Below are 16,846 nucleotides of genomic sequence, written 5' to 3'. Positions count from 1 at the left end.
ATATAACAACGAGCGGCCTCATGAATCCCTGAACAACCTGACGCCGGCAGAGTACCGGCTGATGGCTGAAACACCGGATATCTCAAAAAGTGCATGGAACTAAAGCCGGGATGCTTACATAGTGATGTGATGGACGTCCCTCCCTCGGCGCAAGTCCTGCCAAAATTATGCTTAGTGTTATTTTTTCAGAGGTACTGCATAATGAACGCGATAAAAGTTATCGATCTGGCAAAATCTGTCTTTCAGGTTTGTGTCTGGATGAATTGGACTGACCCCACCCCGGTAGACGATCCTGCCCTATAGTTGGAGCATAGGGGGAGCATATGGGCACACCACGATTTACACCTGAATTTAAGGAAGAAGCCGTCCGTCAGATAACAGAACGCGGTTATTCCGTTGCCGAAGTATCCGACCGTCTGGGCGTTTCTGCGCACAGCCTCTACAAGTGGCTACGGGCTATCAAGCCTGATAACAGCGAACAGCATGCCCGGGATTTACTGGAAGCCAAAAGCGAGATCCTGAAACTACGGGCGCAGCTAAAACGCACCGAAGAAGAACGGGATATCCTGAAAAAGGCCGCGCGGTACTTTGCAAGGGAGCCCGACTGAAGTACCGCTTTATCAATGAACACCGCACTGTATGGGGTGTGATGACGATGTGTCGGGTACTGAATGTCGCCCGGGCCGGGTTCTATGCGTGGCTGCACAACCCGGTCTCGGCGCGTGATAAAGATAACCAGCGTCTGCTGATGCTTATCCGCGACTCATATTCACTGAGCGGAGGTGTATACGGTTACCGGCGGGTTCATGGCGATCTGAACGAAATCGGGGAAACCTGCGGTAAAAACCGGGTGGGCCGCATCATGCAGCTGAACCGGATTAAAGCTGTACGCGGCTATAAAGCGCCACGTCGTATCGCCGGCAGACCTTCAGTGGTCGCTCCTAATCGCGTGCAGCGGCAGTTTACCGTTGTCCGGGCCAATCAGGTCTGGGTCACCGATATTACTTATATCCGCACCTGGCAGGGCTGGTTGTATCTGGCGGTGGTTATCGATCTCTTCGCCCGTAACGTGGTCGGCTGGTCGATGAAGCCCACTCTCTCACGCGAACTGGCGCTGGATGCACTGATGATGGCGCTCTGGCGGCGTAAACCGGACAGCGAGGTCATCGTGCACTCAGACCAGGGCAGCCAGTACGGCAGCGACGACTGGCAGCGCTTCTGCCGGGCCAATAACCTGGTCCCGAGCATGAGCCGGCGTGGCAACTGCTGGGATAATGCAGTGGACGAATCGTTCTTCAGTTCACTGAAAAAAGAGCGGATCAGAAAACGCATCTATAAAACCCGGGATCTGGCCCGGGCCGATATCTTCGATTACATTGAAGTGTTCTACAACCGGGCCCGGCGCCACAGTCATCTCGGCGGGGTCAGTCCGGAGGCCTTTGAACAGACCTCGTCGTGAGGACAGGATATGTCTACAGCCATGGGGTCAGTCCAGTTTTCCCGTCAAAACTCCTGCCTGTGTATCTATCCATATACCTATTTAGAAATTAATAATTCATTAACTTGTTGTTTTTTATGTTTGTTCTTAATTGTAATGTATATAATAAAATTCCTACCTATCTATAAATAACTGAAATTATAATTTCACATGAAATTAATTTTTTCTTTTGCAAGGTGTTTTCTGAGTTTTAATGGGGGAGGGTAATTTATTTTACTAATAATAAAAGTCTTTTTTCATTCTTTCCGGACATTGACAAGAAAGAAATGATGCACTTAACTTAATTTTAGCCTCATCAGAGCGAAAGTTGGCGTGAGGCTTTATTTTAATGCATTGAATTCAATGTTTTTAAGTTGCAGGAAAGTAATGCTTTTCTGATTTAACTACCTGAACTATGTAGGGGGTTTTATGGCTTCTCTGTATTCGCAGCGCGAAGCGGCTGCAATTTTGTATGCAGTTTTAGGGCAAAAGGCGACAGCAGCAAACTATGACTCTGTCGGCAACCAGTTACAAAGTGGGACATTGTTGAACAGTGCTTATGTCTCAAATCTTTTGAGCTCGTCTGCTGGGCAAAGTTTATATGGTTCTCAAAGCGATACTGCGATTCTGCAAACTATATATACAAATGTCTATGGTGCTCCGGCGACACCACAACAGCTTTCAGCATTACTTGCTGCAGGTACGTTGCAGAGTGCCGTTTCAACTGTGATTGACGGATTAATTAATTATAGTGGTTTCGATAGCACAATACTCTCTGCTCAAAATACGTTTACCAACACTATCTCTACCATTCTCTATCCATCGGTATCAAGTCAGGCGGCAGGGCTTGGAGCCTCTGATGTCTTAGCTATTTACTATACACTTGGCCTTGTCCCCGAATCCTCTACGGTAAATGCATATGGCGCTTTGATTAACGCCGGGAGTACAACTTTAGCTGGCGTTTCTCAGGCTTTCGTTACTGGTAAAAGTTTTTTGAAACAGATGAGTAATACTGATTTCATCACTTTGCTGTTCACCAGTGGTTATGAGCGGGCACCAACGAATGCGGAACTTTCTCACTACTTAGGCGAATTGACTTCGGGGACGTCGCGTGGTTCTGTTCTTGCTGAAGTGATAACCTCTCTGCGTGGCACTGTTGCACCGACAGACATACAGGCTCAAGCTGATTTTAACGCTGCGCTGGTGCAATATAATCCTGGACAACTGCCTTCTTTAAGTACGCAAGAACAAGTTGCCGCCGTTTATCTTGCCGTCCCTACCCGTGGTGTTGATGCTGGTGGGCTTGATAACTGGAGTAAATACTTAGCTATTAGCAAAAATACTTATAATAGCTTTATCACCAAAGTCTTGTCCTCTACTGAGTTCCAAAATAAAGGGGCAGCGCTTACCGGAAATGACTTTATTCAGCATGTATTTACCGCTGTCCATGGTGTCGCCGCTACAGCGCAGCAATTGGCACAATATAGTGCATTGAGTTCAGACAAGACTGTACTCACACAGGCGATCATAAATGACCTACGCTCGTCGACGGCAACCGATGCAGCGACCTTAACGCAACAACATGCTTTCGAATATGATATTGGTAGCAGCTTACTCTACAAAACAGCGGCCACACTTTCTGTCACATCTGGAGGCGGGAATGCTACTGGTACTGTAAATACGGGGGCTAGTCATACCCTGAGCAATGCAGAAACAGCTGTACTTGCTAACGCGGTGTTGAACGCCAACGCCGCCAGCCTGGTCAACCTGAAGTTCGCCGATCACCTGGCTAACCTGACCATCAACGGCACTAGCGCGGCAACGGTTAACCTGTCTGATAACGGCGTCAACCCTGGCGTGGCGGTGACTGTCAACAACGGCAACGTCATTCTGAACGCCAGCTCCGGTTCAGACAACGTGGTCGTGACTTCGACGGCTAACATCGCGACCGGGACCGCACAGTTTAACCTCGGCGCCGGCAACGACAGCCTGCACTGGGCGGGTAACGCGGTTTCCGGCGGTGCGAACACCGTTGCCAATACCGTCAAGGCTGACGGCGGTACCGGCACGGATTCCATCTCTGCCAACTTCATCACCAAAACCGTCGTGACCAACCAGAACGCCCTGGGTGTTCGCACCAGCACCGTGACCAGCAACGCCAACAACTTCTCGAACTTCGAGAAGATCGACCTGACTGGCTATATCGGTAAGTCTGTTGGTACGCTGATTACGACACCGCTGATTGGTTCACCGACTACCACTACCGTCACGACACCGACCAATACCTTCGACTTTGGCCTGACCAACGGCACGTCCACGGTGGAAGGCACCACGGGGGGCACTGTCACCCAGAACGCGGCGGCGACCAACCTGGGGGCGCAAGGGTTCGTGATCTCCGGCCTGGCTAATGTCAACGTCATTAACGCCGCCGGCGGTACCGCGGCGCAGCTGGAAGTGAAAGGGGATGCCACCGCTGCCAGCACGCTGAACTTTACCTTCGTGCAGAACGCCACCGATCACTTCAACATCAACTTTGATGCGGTGAGTTCTGCCAACGTGAATGCTGGTGCCATCAGCCTGAACAGCAGCAGCAGTGCGCTGTTGGGCACCGCGCTGACGACGGTGAACGTGGCTTCCGGCGGGACCGGTGCGTTCAGCAATATTCTGTCTCTGGCAGGCACCAACGCGCAGGTTCAGAATATCAACGTGACCGGCGACCATGCGTTGAACCTGACCGTGGGCGCGGGCTACAGCAACGTGCGCGACATCAATGCCTCTGCCAATACCGGTGGTTTGAACCTGGATTCAAGTCATGCGGGTACCGGTGACGGTATTATCGTGCAACTGCTGAAAGCCTTGCCGTTGAGTGCGGCTACCACGGCGCTGCTGACTCCGCTGCTGAACACGCTGGGTCTGAACGGTTACCAATTGACGGTGGAAGGGACGTCGACGACCGACAGCTTCAACGTGCTGGGTAACACCACGCTGACTGGCGGTAACGGAGCGAATACTTACGATCTGAAATCCAGTAACTCGCAGGCGGGGGTCACCATCACCGACTTCAGCACCGCGAAAGACAAGATCGTCGATGCCGCTTCCGGCCTGACCTTGTCCAATACCGGCACTGCGGTATCAGACTACGGTACCCGCGCTGCAGATACGCTGGATGCGCTGTTGGGATCGCTGGTTGGCGGTCTGACCACCGGCGTCGTCGGCCTGTTGGGCGGCATCCTGGGGCTGAGCAATCCAAACTCGCTGACCGGGAAAGTGGGTGTGGCCTCTGTGGTGTTCAGCGGGACAGGTAACAATGCTGACTCCTATGTGATTATTGACAATAACAATAACCACACGCTGGATGCCAACGATACGGTCATTTACCTGACTGGCCAGAACCACCAGCAATTGGTGGATACTCTGCACTACGCCTAAGGGTAAAGTTGCAATAACAAATAATTCCATGTGGAACTATTTGGGGTTAAATAATGCGGGGGCGTAATCCCCCGCATGTTTAATTTTGTGAGCGGCGTCATCCTCTCTAAGTTATTCCATTTCGTTCTCTTCCCTCCCTGCTTTTATTTTCTCATATCGCATTGTTTTGTTGGGCTTTTATCAGGCGCGTTGACCGGCTTTTTTTTTATGACTCACCTTGCCGGTTTTCACTTTCTCTACCTATAGTTAACGAAAGTATCTGCAGTCTCGGGCATTTCTTTGGGGTGAGCCTTCTCGGGATAATTCTTTTTTTAGGAATTTCTTTAGGGAGGGGGTCAATGCGGATTGGACTGACAGTGCACATGATGTAAGGGCAGAACGTGAATCAATTTATCCCGCGCAACGAAATTGCGGATGTTATACGTACACGCAGCAAAGTCTTCTGGACCGTTGGTATATTTACTGCGTTTATTAACCTGTTAATGCTGGTTCCTTCCATTTACATGCTCCAGGTTTACGACCGGGTGCTGCCTTCGCGCAATGAAATCACGCTGTTAATGCTGACGCTGATCATGCTGGGTATGTTCGGCATGATGTCCTTGCTGGAATACGTGCGCAGCATGGTGGTGATCCGCATCGGCAGCCAGCTGGACATGCGCCTCAATACGCGCATTTATACGGCGGCTTACGAGGCGAATTTAAAGAACGGCTCGTCTGATGCCGGCCAGATGCTGAGCGATCTGACCAACGTGCGCCAATTCCTGACCGGTAGTGCGCTGTTTGCCTTCTTCGATGCGCCCTGGTTCCCGATCTATCTGCTGGTGATTTTCCTGTTTAACCCTTGGTTGGGGTTGTTCGCCCTGGTGGGCTCCTTGCTGTTGATCGCCCTGGCGGTGATCAACGAAGTGGTGTCGAAGAAGCCGCTGGCGGATGCCAGCCGGCTTTCAATCATGTCAGGCAATCTGGCCAGCACGAATTTGCGCAATGCCGAAGTGATCGAAGCACTGGGGATGCTGCCTAACCTGAAGGGACGCTGGTTCGGTTTACACCAGCGCTTCCTGAATAGTCAGCGTATCGCCAGCGAGCGGGCATCGCGGGTGACATCGATCACCAAGTTTGTGCGTTTGTCGCTCCAGTCGCTGGTTTTGGGGCTGGGGGGCTGGCTGGCGATCGATGGGCACATCACGCCGGGCATGATGATCGCCGGTTCCATCTTGATGGGGCGCACGCTGGCGCCGATTGAGCAAGTGATTAACGTATGGAAAAGCTGGAGCTCCGCCAAGCTGGCTTATCAGCGTCTGGTGCGCCTGCTGGAACAGCATCCGCCTCGCGGTACCGGCATGTCGCTGCCGCGTCCGGAAGGGGTGGTTTCCGTTGAAGGGGTGACCGCTACGCCGCCGGGCTCGAAGGGGAGCGCGGTATTGCATAACGTCAGTTTCGCCGTTCAGCCGGGAGACGTGCTGGGGATTATTGGGCCAAGCGCCTCCGGCAAATCGACGCTGGCGCGTCTATTGGTCGGCATCTGGCCGGTCAGTGAAGGCATCGTGCGACTGGACAATGCCGACATCTACCAGTGGAACAAGGACGAGTTGGGGCCCTATATCGGTTATCTGCCGCAGGATATTGAGCTGTTCGCCGGCAGCATCGCGGAGAACATCGCCCGCTTCAACGAGCTGGACTCGGAGAAAGTGATTGAGGCCGCCAAGTTGGCCGGCGTGCATGAGCTGATTCTGCGCTTCCCCAATGGCTATGATTCGGTGATCGGCAGCGGTGGCGCCGGGTTGTCCGGCGGCCAGAAACAGCGTATCGGTTTGGCGCGTGCGCTGTATGGCGATCCGTCTCTTATCGTGCTGGATGAACCCAACTCCAATCTGGACGATGCCGGTGAGCGGGCGTTGAACCAAGCCATTACGTTCCTTAAACAGCGCAATAAAACGGTGATCCTGATTACTCACCGCACCAATCTGCTGGCGATGACCAACAAGCTGTTGCTGCTGGTTAACGGGAACGTCAATGCATTTGGCCCAACGCAGCAGGTATTGCAGGCCCTGGCGAATGCGCAAAAAGCGCAGGTGCCTCCGCAGGCGGTGCGTGCGGTGAACTCCGAGCCGGATGAAGGCGATATCCCTAAAACTCAAACTAATTAAGCCGTGAACTCGCCTGGCGGCGCCGTTGCGTCGCCGGCAGTCAAAGGAGTTGGTATGTCTACGCATATTGGCGAGCCGCATGACTCGTACTCAGAACAGATCCCGTTGGATGAGCGTCGTTATACCCGCCTGGGGTGGTTGGCGCTGGGAGTGGGCGTGTTCGGCTTCTTGGCCTGGGCGGCGTTTGCGCCTCTGGATAAAGGGGTGGCGTCGCCGGGCTCGGTAACCGTTTCCGGCAATCGTAAAACGGTGCAGGCTCCGGCCAGTGGCATCATCAAAAATATCGCGGTGAAAGACGGTGATAAGGTGAAAGCCGGCGAGGTGCTGGTGCAACTGAGCCAGGTGCAGGCGCAAGCGCAGGTCGATTCGCTGCGCGATCAGTACTACACCACCTTGGCTACCGAAGGGCGCCTGCTTGCTGAACGGGACGGGCTGGGCAATGTCACGTTTTCCCCGATCTTCGCCAAGATCAAGGATCAGCCTCGCGTGGCAGAAATCATTGCATTGCAAACGCAACTGTTCGCCTCCCGCCGCCAAGGGCTGGAAAGTGAAATCGACGGTTATAAGCAGTCGATGGATGGGATCCGTTTCCAGTTGAAAGGCCTGCAGGATTCGCGTGCCAATAAACAGATCCAGCTTTCCAGCCTGCGTGAGCAGATGAACAGCATGAAGCAGTTGGCGGCGGACGGTTACCTGCCGCGCAACCGCTATCTGGAAATTCAACGCCAGTTCGCCGAGGTGAACAGCAGCATCGATGAAACCGTCGGGCGGATTGGCCAACTGCAAAAGCAGCTGCAGGAATCTCAGCAACGCATCGATCAGCGTTTCGCCGACTACCAGCGCGAAGTCAGAACGCAGCTGGCGCAAACTCAAATGGACGCCAGCGAATTTCGCAACAAGCTGCAAATGGCCGATTTCGATCTGGGCAACACCGCCATCACCTCACCGGTGGACGGCACCGTGGTCGGATTGAATATCTTCACTCAGGGGGGCGTCGTGGGAGCGGGTGACCACCTGATGGACGTTGTGCCCAGCCAGGCGACTTTGGTGGTGGATTCTCGCCTCAAAGTCGACCTGATCGATAAGGTGTACAACGGGTTGCCGGTGGATCTGATGTTTACCGCCTTCAACCAAAACAAAACCCCGAAAATTCCGGGAACGGTCACGTTGGTTTCCGCCGACCGTCTGGTCGACAAAACCAATGGCGAACCCTACTACCAGATGCAGGTCACGGTCTCGCCGGAGGGCATGAAAATGCTCAGTGGCGAGGACATCAAGCCGGGGATGCCGGTGGAGGTGTTCGTGAAAACGGGGTCGCGCTCGCTGCTGAGCTATCTGTTTAAACCTATTTTGGATCGCGCTCATACTTCATTAACCGAGGAATAATTTTGATTCATTCAAAACGACAGGCTGCCGGTCTGGTTATCGGCACCCTTTTGTTTGCGATGTCTGCGCCGGTTTATTCGATAGGGATTTTAGACGCATATTCGCTGGCATTAGAAAAGGACCCGACCTTCCGGGCGGCTATAAAAGAGAAAGAAGCGGGGGATGAAAACGAAAATATCGGCAGGGCGGGGCTGCTGCCGAAGGTATCGCTGAATTACCAGAATTCGCCGCGTAACTGGCAAACCCAGAAATATCCGCAAAGCGACTTCTTTGGCAACATAACGGAAGCGACGCGGCGCCAGCAGTACCGCAGCTACTCCAGCTCGGTGACGCTGACGCAGCCGCTGTTCGATTATGAGGCCTATGCGCGTTATAAAGGCGGCGTGGCGCAGACGATGATGTCGGATGAGCGCTATCGCGGCAAACTGCTCGACCTGGCGGTGAGGGTGATCAGCGCGTATGTCGAAGTGGCCTATGCCAAAGATCAAATCGCCTTGGCCGAGGCGCAGAAAGCAGCTTATAAAGAACAGTTGGCGTTGAACGATCGTCTGATGAGCGCGGGTGAGGGGACCCTGACCGACGTCTCCGAAACGCAGGCGCGCTACAGCCTGGCAGAGGCGCAGGTGATAGAAGCGCGCGACGCGCTGGACGCTGCGCAGCGTGAGCTGGAGGTGATCATCGGTGTGCCGTTGAATCAATTGGATGAGCTGCAGAGCTTACGGCCAGGGCAATTCAAGGTGGCGCCGCTGATCCCGTCGAAGTTTGAAGAGTGGCAAAAGATCGCCCTGGAAAATAACCCAGTGCTGGCCGCCTCGCGCCATGGCGTCGATGCGGCGAAATACGAAGTGGAGAGAAACCGCGCCGGCTTTATGCCGAACGTGCAACTTTACGCTTCGCATTCGGAAAACGACTCCAGCAGCGATAACACGGTTAACCAGAAATATCGTACCGACAGCATCGGCGTGCAGGTGAGCCTGCCGATTTACTCCGGCGGGGGCGTGGCGGCCTCCACCCGGCAGGCCGCGGCGCGCTACGGCCAGGCGATGGCCGAAATGGACACGCAAGTCGGCACGACGCTGAACGATCTGCGCAAGCAGTTCAATCTGTGCATCAGCAGTCGTGCCAAACTGGCGGCCTACGAGCTGGCGGTGAAGTCGGCGACTACCCAGGTGACGGCGACCCGGCAGAGTGTATTGGCGGGGCAGCGCGTCAACGTCGATGTGCTCAACGCCGAACAGCAGCTCTATAGCGCCCAGCGCGATCTGGCTTCTGCCAAGTATACCTACATCAAGTCCTGGATTACCCTGCTGAGCGACTCCGGCACGTTGGACGAGAAGGATGTGCTGCGCGTGGCGCAGTATTTTGCCCGCAGTCGAGGTTAATAAATCATCAAGCAGCTAAGTGAAAGCTGCGTATTATTCTGAAAGAGCAGCCTGGCGCTGCTCTTTCTAGCTTCAATACGTTATGTTACTCCTGTCGCTGGTCTCCATAGAATGTCTCAACGGTCTACCTATTGTGAATTCACATTCTGATGTCAGCGGCACTGCTTGATTATCGTTCTGTATTCTTTTTGTACGGTTTGAGGTCAGCTACCGCCATAAGAAGGGGGTATGTTGCTGATTTTGTTTTTGTACTGAATGGTTGTACCAACAGAATCAGGCGGGCGGCAACAGCAAGATGAAGCCATATCAGAGTTTGGTATCTGTAAGCCAAGGGCGGTAGCGTGCCTTATCCGTGTTAATCTGTTGTCAGAAGAGTCGAATATCAGGTCATTTTGGCAGTTGTGCTGTGCAATGTATTCTGTTTGGGATTCATATTTTAAGTATCTCCGTTTTTTCATAAGTGTGGATAGAAAGAATGCATCATGCCTACCCATGTCTATATCATGAGTAGCCATCGCGAAATTATTGAGAAACTATATTTATAATTAAAGAAGTACTTCAGCGTTGTTGTGAGGGAAATGGTTTGGACAGGAAAATACTTAAGAACATAGTTTCATTGGTTGGTATACAAGGTGTTAACTACTTAATACCTTTGATCACACTACCCTATTTGGTTAGAGTATTACAACCAGCAGGTTACGGTAGTTTAGGTTTTGCTTTAGCGATTATTCAATATTTTGTCATTGTTACTGACTATGGATTCAACCTTTCTGTAACACAGAAGATCGCGGTTAATAAAGACAATAAACTTTATGTGAGTAAAGTATTTTGGAATGTTATTGCCTGCAAGCTATTACTCGGTGTTCTAGGTGGAGGGGTGTTGCTTTTATTAACATCATTCAATGATGAAATTTATAATTTGCGGTGGATACTTGTTGCAAGTTATATTGCTGTCTTTGGCTCGGCAATATTTCCTGTGTGGCTCTTTCAAGGTAAAGAGACTATGGGGTGGATCGCGATATCTAATATAACTGCTCGTTTGACGACAATTCCATTAATATTCCTTCTGGTACAACATGCTGATGATGCTTGGTTGGCTGGTGGAATTAATGGCATGACATCTATTTTTGCCGGCGGCATAGCATTATTCCTTATTTGGAGAAATAAATGGATCGCCTGGATAAAACCTGATTGGGATGGGATAAAGAGAGAATATAAAGAAGGATGGCATGTTTTTATCTCAACGGCCGCTATCAGTCTTTATACGACCAGTACAACAGTCATTCTTGGTTTTCTTGCCGGGCCAACGGCTGTAGGCTATTTTGTAGCTGCAGACAAACTTAGACAGGCTGCTCAGGGGCTTATCTCACCTATATCACAGGCATTTTTCCCTAGAGTCAATTCGTCGATGGCAAAAGATAAGAGTTTGGGATTTGCGGTGATAAGAAAGCTTCTTATTATTCTTTCAATCATTGGATTATCAGCGAGTCTTTTCCTCTTCATATTCAGTTCACAGCTGGTAACGATTGTTTATGGTGAAAACTATAAACCGACAATTACTGTGTTAAATATCATAGCCTTCATTCCAATTATCATCTGTCTGAGCAACGTGTTTGGTATTCAGACCTTACTGGTCCTCGGTAAGAAAAAAGTGTTTAGCAGAATACTGATAATGTCAGGGATACTTAACGTTTCCATACTATTCCCACTGGCATATTATTTTAAGCAAGATGGAGCTGCTATTTCTGTCTTGGTAACGGAGTCTTTCGTAACGCTCTCTATGCTTCTTGTGATTATTAAGTTAAAAATACCTCTTTTCAGTAAGGAAAAAATATGAAGTACGACTATCTAATCGTTGGGGCGGGCCTCTTCGGATCAACGTGTGCGTATGAATTAAATAAAAAGGGTAAAAAGGTCCTTGTCCTTGAGCGTCGCAATCATATTGGTGGGAATATTTATACCGAGAATAACAATGGTATTCATGTGCATAAATATGGCGCGCATATTTTCCATACCAATGATAAAAGGGTTTGGGATTTTGTTAACTCATTTGTGGAATTCAACCGTTTTACCAACTCTCCTTTAGCAAGTTATCAGGGAAAGCTATTTAATCTGCCTTTTAATATGAATACGTTCTACCAACTGTGGGGGGTGAGAACACCTGCAGAAGCGGCGGCAAAGATTGATGAGCAGCGGCAGGAGTTAGCTGGTAAAGAGCCGGAAAACTTGGAGGAGCAGGCCATAAATCTGGTCGGCAGAGACATTTATGAGATCTTGATAAAAGGATATACAGAAAAACAATGGGGTCGTAAAGCCACTGAGTTGCCCTCATTCATTATTAGGCGCTTACCGGTTCGAATGACCTATGATAATAATTACTTTTCCGACCGTTATCAAGGAATCCCGATTGGTGGTTATACGCAAATAGTGGAAAAAATGCTTGAGGGGATTGATGTGCGAACGGGAGTAAACTTCCTGGAAGATCGGGAGCACTTTACCGCTCTGGCAGATAAGGTTATTTACACCGGACCTATTGATGAATACTTTGGGCACGAATTTGGAAAGCTCGAATATCGCTCCTTGCGTTTTGAAACTGAGACGCTACATGATACAGATAATTATCAGGGAAATGCGGTCGTCAACTATACCGAAAGCTCTGTGCCATATACCAGAATTATTGAGCATAAACATTTTGATCCCGTTGAGACGCCACATACCGTAGTAACAAAGGAATATCCTGAAGAGTGGCAGGAAGGAAGTGAGCCTTACTATCCTGTAAACGATGAAAAGAATATGGCACTCTTTAAAAAATATAGAGAGTTGGCGAAGAATGAGGCGAATGTGCACTTCGGCGGTCGCCTTGCAGAGTACAAGTACTATGATATGCATCAGGTAATCCGTTCCGCGTTTAGCTTGGTTGATGATATTTAAGGCAATCTTATGAATAAGAAAGTTTATATTTGTTGCCCTGGTGGTAGCATTACTGGTGGACCTGAATTGTTGCACCAATTTTGTGATGCTCTTAGCAGAAACGGTGTTGATGCCAGTATGGTATACTACCCACTGGACACTAGTTTTCAGCTACCTCAACAATATGCTCACTATAATGTTAGAGTGACACAGCACAAAGATGTCGTTTGTGACAATGCCATTGTTATTATCCCTGAAGTTGCCACCGCATTGGCGAAAAATTTTAGTGCTGCACAGATTTGTATTTGGTGGCTTTCGGTAGATAACTATTTTAGCCATAAAAAATATAACTGGTTTATACGACGCTATGTAGGACATTTTAAGTCAATCTTAACTGGCCATCGCTTATCTATCAGTTCGATGAAAAACTACCAGCATCTGTCGCAGAGTGAGTATGCAAGGATGTTTCTTGAGTCCAGAGGGATTCATTGTGACATGTTGACTGATTATTTGAATGAAACGCATTTGAAAGATATAGATGAAAGTGTTAAACGGGAAAATATCATTGCTTACAATCCAAAGAAAGGCGAAAAATACTCTAACAAACTGATTGGTCGATATCCAGATTATAAATTCATCCCAATTAAGAATATGACGGCAATTGAAGTCAGGAAGCTTTTAGAGCGTAGTAAAGTTTATATCGACTTTGGTGATCATCCTGGGAAAGATCGCTTTCCTCGAGAAGCTGTTATGGCAGGGTGCTGCGTGGTAACCGGACGTAGAGGCAGCGCAGCGAATAAAGTCGACGTGCCAGTTCCATCTTGTTATAAGCTTGATGAATCAGCTAAAAGCTTCGAGAAAGACTTTCAGAATGTAATTGAAAATATATTTCAAGATTATGAAAAATGCTATGCGGATTTTGAGGATTATAAAAGTAAGATATCTGCTGAATTTAGCGTATTTAAAGAACAGGCGAGACTGTTCTCTATAAATTATTGTAAATCGCAGTGAGTGATCTCTAAGTTTATTCTTTTTTTAATTTTATGGGTATTGATTAATAACAATTTTAGTGATGTCTTTTGCTGCAGGGTTTGTGTTTTGAAGAGGTAGAGTCATGCAATGATGTCATGCCAAAATTAATCCTGCGTATGTTTTTCTTCCCAAGACCTAAAATTTTCTAACAGCATACCGATAAAGGATTTATTCATGTCTAAGTTAATTCCTGTTATCATGGCGGGAGGGGTCGGTAGTCGTCTCTGGCCATTGTCCAGAGAGTCATTTCCCAAGCAATTTCTTTCCATTGATGATACTGGATTTAGTCTACTACAACAGACTGTGCTGCGTCTGGCTGGTCTGCCAGGAGTTGTAGTTGTTGAACCGCTGGTCATTTGTAATGAAAGCCATCGTTTCTTAGTTGCTGAGCAGTTGCGTGAAATTAACCAGTTGGGCACGAATATTATTTTAGAACCTGTTGGCCGAAATACTGCGCCGGCTGTTGCATTGGCCGCCCATTTGGCCGCTGAGGAAGATGCGGATAGCCTATTGTTGGTTTTGGCTGCAGATCATCTGATCAAGAAAGTTGAGAATTTCCATTTAGCTATAAAAACAGCGATAGACTATGCTGAACGTGATTATCTGGCTACGTTTGGTATCATTCCAGAGCATCCTGAAACGGGCTATGGTTACATTAAACGTGGAAGCTTTCTTTCGAACGATTGCTTTAAAGTTGATTCATTTGTCGAAAAACCGTGCCTTGAAAAAGCTATTGAGTATGTCTCCTGTGGGGAATATAGCTGGAACAGCGGCATGTTCATGTTTAAAACTGCCAAATTTTTGAATCAGTTAGAGTTATTTAGTCCGGATATTTTTTCTACAACACGAAAATCCATGGCGGAAAGCCAGCGTGACATGAACTTTATTCGTGTGGAGCAGGAGGTATTCAAGTGCTGTCCTAGCGACTCTATTGATTATGCAGTAATGGAGAAAACGCACGATGCAGTTGTTATTCCTATTGATGCTGGTTGGAGTGATGTGGGCTCCTGGTCCTCACTATGGGAGGTCTCAGAAAAGGATCATGTAGGCAATGTCAATTTGGGAGAAGTTATCTCAATAGATTCGTCGAATAATTATATTTCGTCGGGTGGGGCATTAGTCGCAACAATTGGGTTAGATAATTTAGTTATCGTAAATACCGATGATGCATTGCTGATCGCGGCCAAGGAAAAAGTCCAGGATGTTAAAAAAGTAGTTGATGAGCTTAAAAGTCGTAATTTGCATCATTTTCGTCAGCACTCGTCTTCATATCGCCCATGGGGGAAAATCTGTGATATCGATAGCGGCGAACATTTCCAAGTAAAAAAAATCATCGTACGTCCAGGCGAGGGGCTCTCGTTGCAACGACATTTGCATCGTGCGGAGCATTGGGTGGTGGTTAGCGGAACGGCGAAAGTGAATGTCGATGGTAAGGAATTTTTGCTGTCCGAAAACCAGTCAACCTTTATCCCTGCCGGCAGTGTGCATACATTGGAAAATCCAGGAAAAATCAATTTGGAAATGATTGAGGTTAGGTCAGGACGCTATCTGGAAGAGGATGATATCGAACGGTTGCACGATCGATATGGCAGAACCTAATTAAGGAATCTTTGATGAAAAAGTTAACCTGTTTTAAGGCGTACGACATCCGGGGGAAATTGGGCGAAGAGCTGAATGAGGACATCGCGTACCGTATTGGGCGCGCCTACGGCGAGTTTTTGCAGCCTAAAACCATCGTATTGGGCAGCGACGTGCGGTTGACCAGCGAAAGTTTGAAGCTGGCGTTGGCGAGAGGCTTGCAGGATGCGGGCACCGACGTGATTGACATCGGCTTAACCGGTACCGAAGAAATCTATTTCGCTACGACTTATTTGAAAACGGATGGTGGCGTGGAAGTGACCGCCAGCCATAACCCGATAGATTACAATGGCATGAAACTGGTGCGTGAGGGCTCTCGCCCGATTAGCGGCGATACCGGATTACGGGCTATTCAAGAACTGGCGGAGAACAACCAATTTGATGCGCCAGCAGCAACGCGCGGTAGCTATGTCCGCCAGGATGTGTTGGGGGCTTTCGTTGAACATATTCTCTCCTATGTCGATGTAAAAAACTTCAAACCGTTAAAGTTGGTGATCAACTCGGGTAACGGGGCGGCGGGGCATGTGATCGATGCCATTGAAGCAACACTGAAGGCGCAGGGTATCCCGCTGGAGTTCATCAAGGTGCATCATCAGCCGGACGGCACTTTCCCTAACGGCATTCCCAATCCGTTGCTGCCTGAGTGTCGCGCGGATACCGCGGATGCGGTACGTGAGCATGGCGCTGATATGGGCATTGCGTTCGACGGTGATTTCGATCGCTGCTTCCTGTTCGATGAAAAAGGCGATTTCATCGAGGGCTATTACATCGTTGGCCTGCTGGCGGAAGCCTTCCTGCAGAAACAGCCAGGGGCGAAGATCATCCACGATCCGCGTCTGAGCTGGAACACCATCGATGTGGTCACCGAGGCCGGGGGCGTGCCTGTGATGTCAAAAACCGGCCATGCTTTCATTAAGGAACGCATGCGTGCGGAAGACGCCATTTATGGCGGAGAGATGAGCGCTCACCACTATTTCCGTGATTTTGCTTATTGTGACAGTGGCATGATTCCGTGGTTGCTGGTCGCTGAGTTGGTCAGCGTGAAGGGACAAACTCTGGGGCAGCTGGTACAGGATCGCATTGCTGCCTACCCGTCCTCCGGTGAGATCAATATCAAATTGGCCCAGCCGGCCGTGTCCATTGAAAGTGTTAAACAACACTATTTACCGCATGCTGATGAGGTGGACTATACCGATGGCATTAGCATGTCGTTTGCAAACTGGCGTTTCAACCTGCGTTCTTCCAATACGGAACCAGTGGTGCGTCTTAATGTCGAGTCGCGTGCCGATATTGCGCTGATGCAAGAGAAAACCGACGAGATTCTTTCGCTGCTCGCTGCAAAAATTTAACGATTAGCATGCTTGGCATATTTAAGAGTCCAGGATGAGAGCGGCTTTTGCCGCTCTCTCTTCATGGTGCGCTCAGACGGTTGTATGATGCATCCA

10 protein-coding genes and 1 pseudogene are annotated in these 16,846 nt (G+C 49.4%); all 11 read left to right on the top strand.

Going from position 1 to position 16,846, the window contains the following annotated elements; all coding sequences use genetic code 11:
- A pseudogene (locus ACJ8PE_RS16445) lies at nucleotides 1-103 on the top strand (integrase); the annotation flags it as partial.
- 220 nt (nucleotides 104-323) lie between these two features.
- Nucleotides 324-1,459, top strand: a protein-coding gene (locus ACJ8PE_RS16440) for an IS3 family transposase (protein ID WP_197793732.1) whose coding sequence is annotated in 2 segments (ribosomal slippage) — nucleotides 324-570 and nucleotides 570-1,459 — 1,137 coding nt in all. Because the reading frame shifts where the segments join, the coding sequence is not laid out codon by codon here.
- A gap of 447 nt (nucleotides 1,460-1,906) precedes the next feature.
- On the top strand, nucleotides 1,907-4,906 hold the full coding sequence (locus ACJ8PE_RS16435; protein ID WP_197793733.1) for a beta strand repeat-containing protein: 3,000 nt from the start codon (nucleotides 1,907-1,909) through the stop codon (nucleotides 4,904-4,906).
- Nucleotides 4,907-5,286: 380 nt separating this feature from the next.
- The gene (locus tag ACJ8PE_RS16430) at nucleotides 5,287-7,053 is read left to right on the top strand and encodes a type I secretion system permease/ATPase (protein ID WP_033650615.1); all 1,767 of its coding nucleotides are present in this window, start codon (nucleotides 5,287-5,289) and stop codon (nucleotides 7,051-7,053) included.
- Between the two features lie 54 nt (nucleotides 7,054-7,107).
- A complete protein-coding gene (locus ACJ8PE_RS16425) occupies nucleotides 7,108-8,439 on the top strand; it encodes an HlyD family type I secretion periplasmic adaptor subunit (RefSeq protein ID WP_197760165.1) in 1,332 nt (443 codons plus the stop codon).
- Nucleotides 8,440-8,441: 2 nt separating this feature from the next.
- Nucleotides 8,442-9,821, top strand: a complete 1,380-nt coding sequence (locus ACJ8PE_RS16420; RefSeq protein ID WP_182264840.1) for a TolC family outer membrane protein — start codon at nucleotides 8,442-8,444, stop codon at nucleotides 9,819-9,821.
- A gap of 583 nt (nucleotides 9,822-10,404) precedes the next feature.
- Nucleotides 10,405-11,658, top strand: coding sequence for a flippase (locus ACJ8PE_RS16415; protein ID WP_197793734.1), 1,254 nt, complete (start codon nucleotides 10,405-10,407; stop codon nucleotides 11,656-11,658).
- On the top strand, nucleotides 11,655-12,752 hold the full coding sequence (gene glf, locus ACJ8PE_RS16410) for a UDP-galactopyranose mutase (RefSeq protein ID WP_197793735.1): 1,098 nt from the start codon (nucleotides 11,655-11,657) through the stop codon (nucleotides 12,750-12,752). Before ACJ8PE_RS16415 ends, glf begins: the two co-directional genes overlap by 4 nt.
- A 9-nt stretch (nucleotides 12,753-12,761) precedes the next feature.
- Nucleotides 12,762-13,742: a hypothetical protein gene (locus tag ACJ8PE_RS16405; RefSeq protein WP_197793736.1), complete on the top strand. Its 981-nt coding sequence runs from the start codon at nucleotides 12,762-12,764 to the stop codon at nucleotides 13,740-13,742.
- A gap of 195 nt (nucleotides 13,743-13,937) precedes the next feature.
- Nucleotides 13,938-15,362 carry a mannose-1-phosphate guanylyltransferase/mannose-6-phosphate isomerase gene (locus ACJ8PE_RS16400; RefSeq protein WP_197793737.1) on the top strand — a complete coding sequence of 475 codons (1,425 nt, stop codon included), beginning with the start codon at nucleotides 13,938-13,940 and terminating at the stop codon, nucleotides 15,360-15,362.
- 14 nt (nucleotides 15,363-15,376) lie between these two features.
- Nucleotides 15,377-16,750, top strand: coding sequence for a phosphomannomutase CpsG (gene cpsG, locus ACJ8PE_RS16395; RefSeq protein ID WP_197793738.1), 1,374 nt, complete (start codon nucleotides 15,377-15,379; stop codon nucleotides 16,748-16,750).
- Nucleotides 16,751-16,846 lie beyond the last annotated feature (96 nt).

The sequence above is a fragment of the Serratia sp. CY74737 genome, assembly GCF_052166775.1.
In the GTDB taxonomy this organism is placed as follows: Bacteria; Pseudomonadota; Gammaproteobacteria; order Enterobacterales; family Enterobacteriaceae; genus Serratia; species Serratia ureilytica.
The sequence above is the reverse complement of the archived record's forward strand: the minus strand, read 5'-3'. Positions and strand labels throughout refer to the sequence as shown.

What these genes read in the sequence shown, in the direction of transcription:
- ACJ8PE_RS16435 (WP_197793733.1), top strand. Translation starts at nt 1,907, where the DNA reads ATGGCTTCTCTGTATTCGCAGCGCGAAGCGGCTGCAATTTTGTATGCA.
- ACJ8PE_RS16425 (WP_197760165.1), top strand. Translation starts at nt 7,108, where the DNA reads ATGTCTACGCATATTGGCGAGCCGCATGACTCGTACTCAGAACAGATC.
- glf (WP_197793735.1), top strand. Translation starts at nt 11,655, where the DNA reads ATGAAGTACGACTATCTAATCGTTGGGGCGGGCCTCTTCGGATCAACG.
- ACJ8PE_RS16405 (WP_197793736.1), top strand. Translation starts at nt 12,762, where the DNA reads ATGAATAAGAAAGTTTATATTTGTTGCCCTGGTGGTAGCATTACTGGT.
- ACJ8PE_RS16400 (WP_197793737.1), top strand. Translation starts at nt 13,938, where the DNA reads ATGTCTAAGTTAATTCCTGTTATCATGGCGGGAGGGGTCGGTAGTCGT.
- cpsG (WP_197793738.1), top strand. Translation starts at nt 15,377, where the DNA reads ATGAAAAAGTTAACCTGTTTTAAGGCGTACGACATCCGGGGGAAATTG.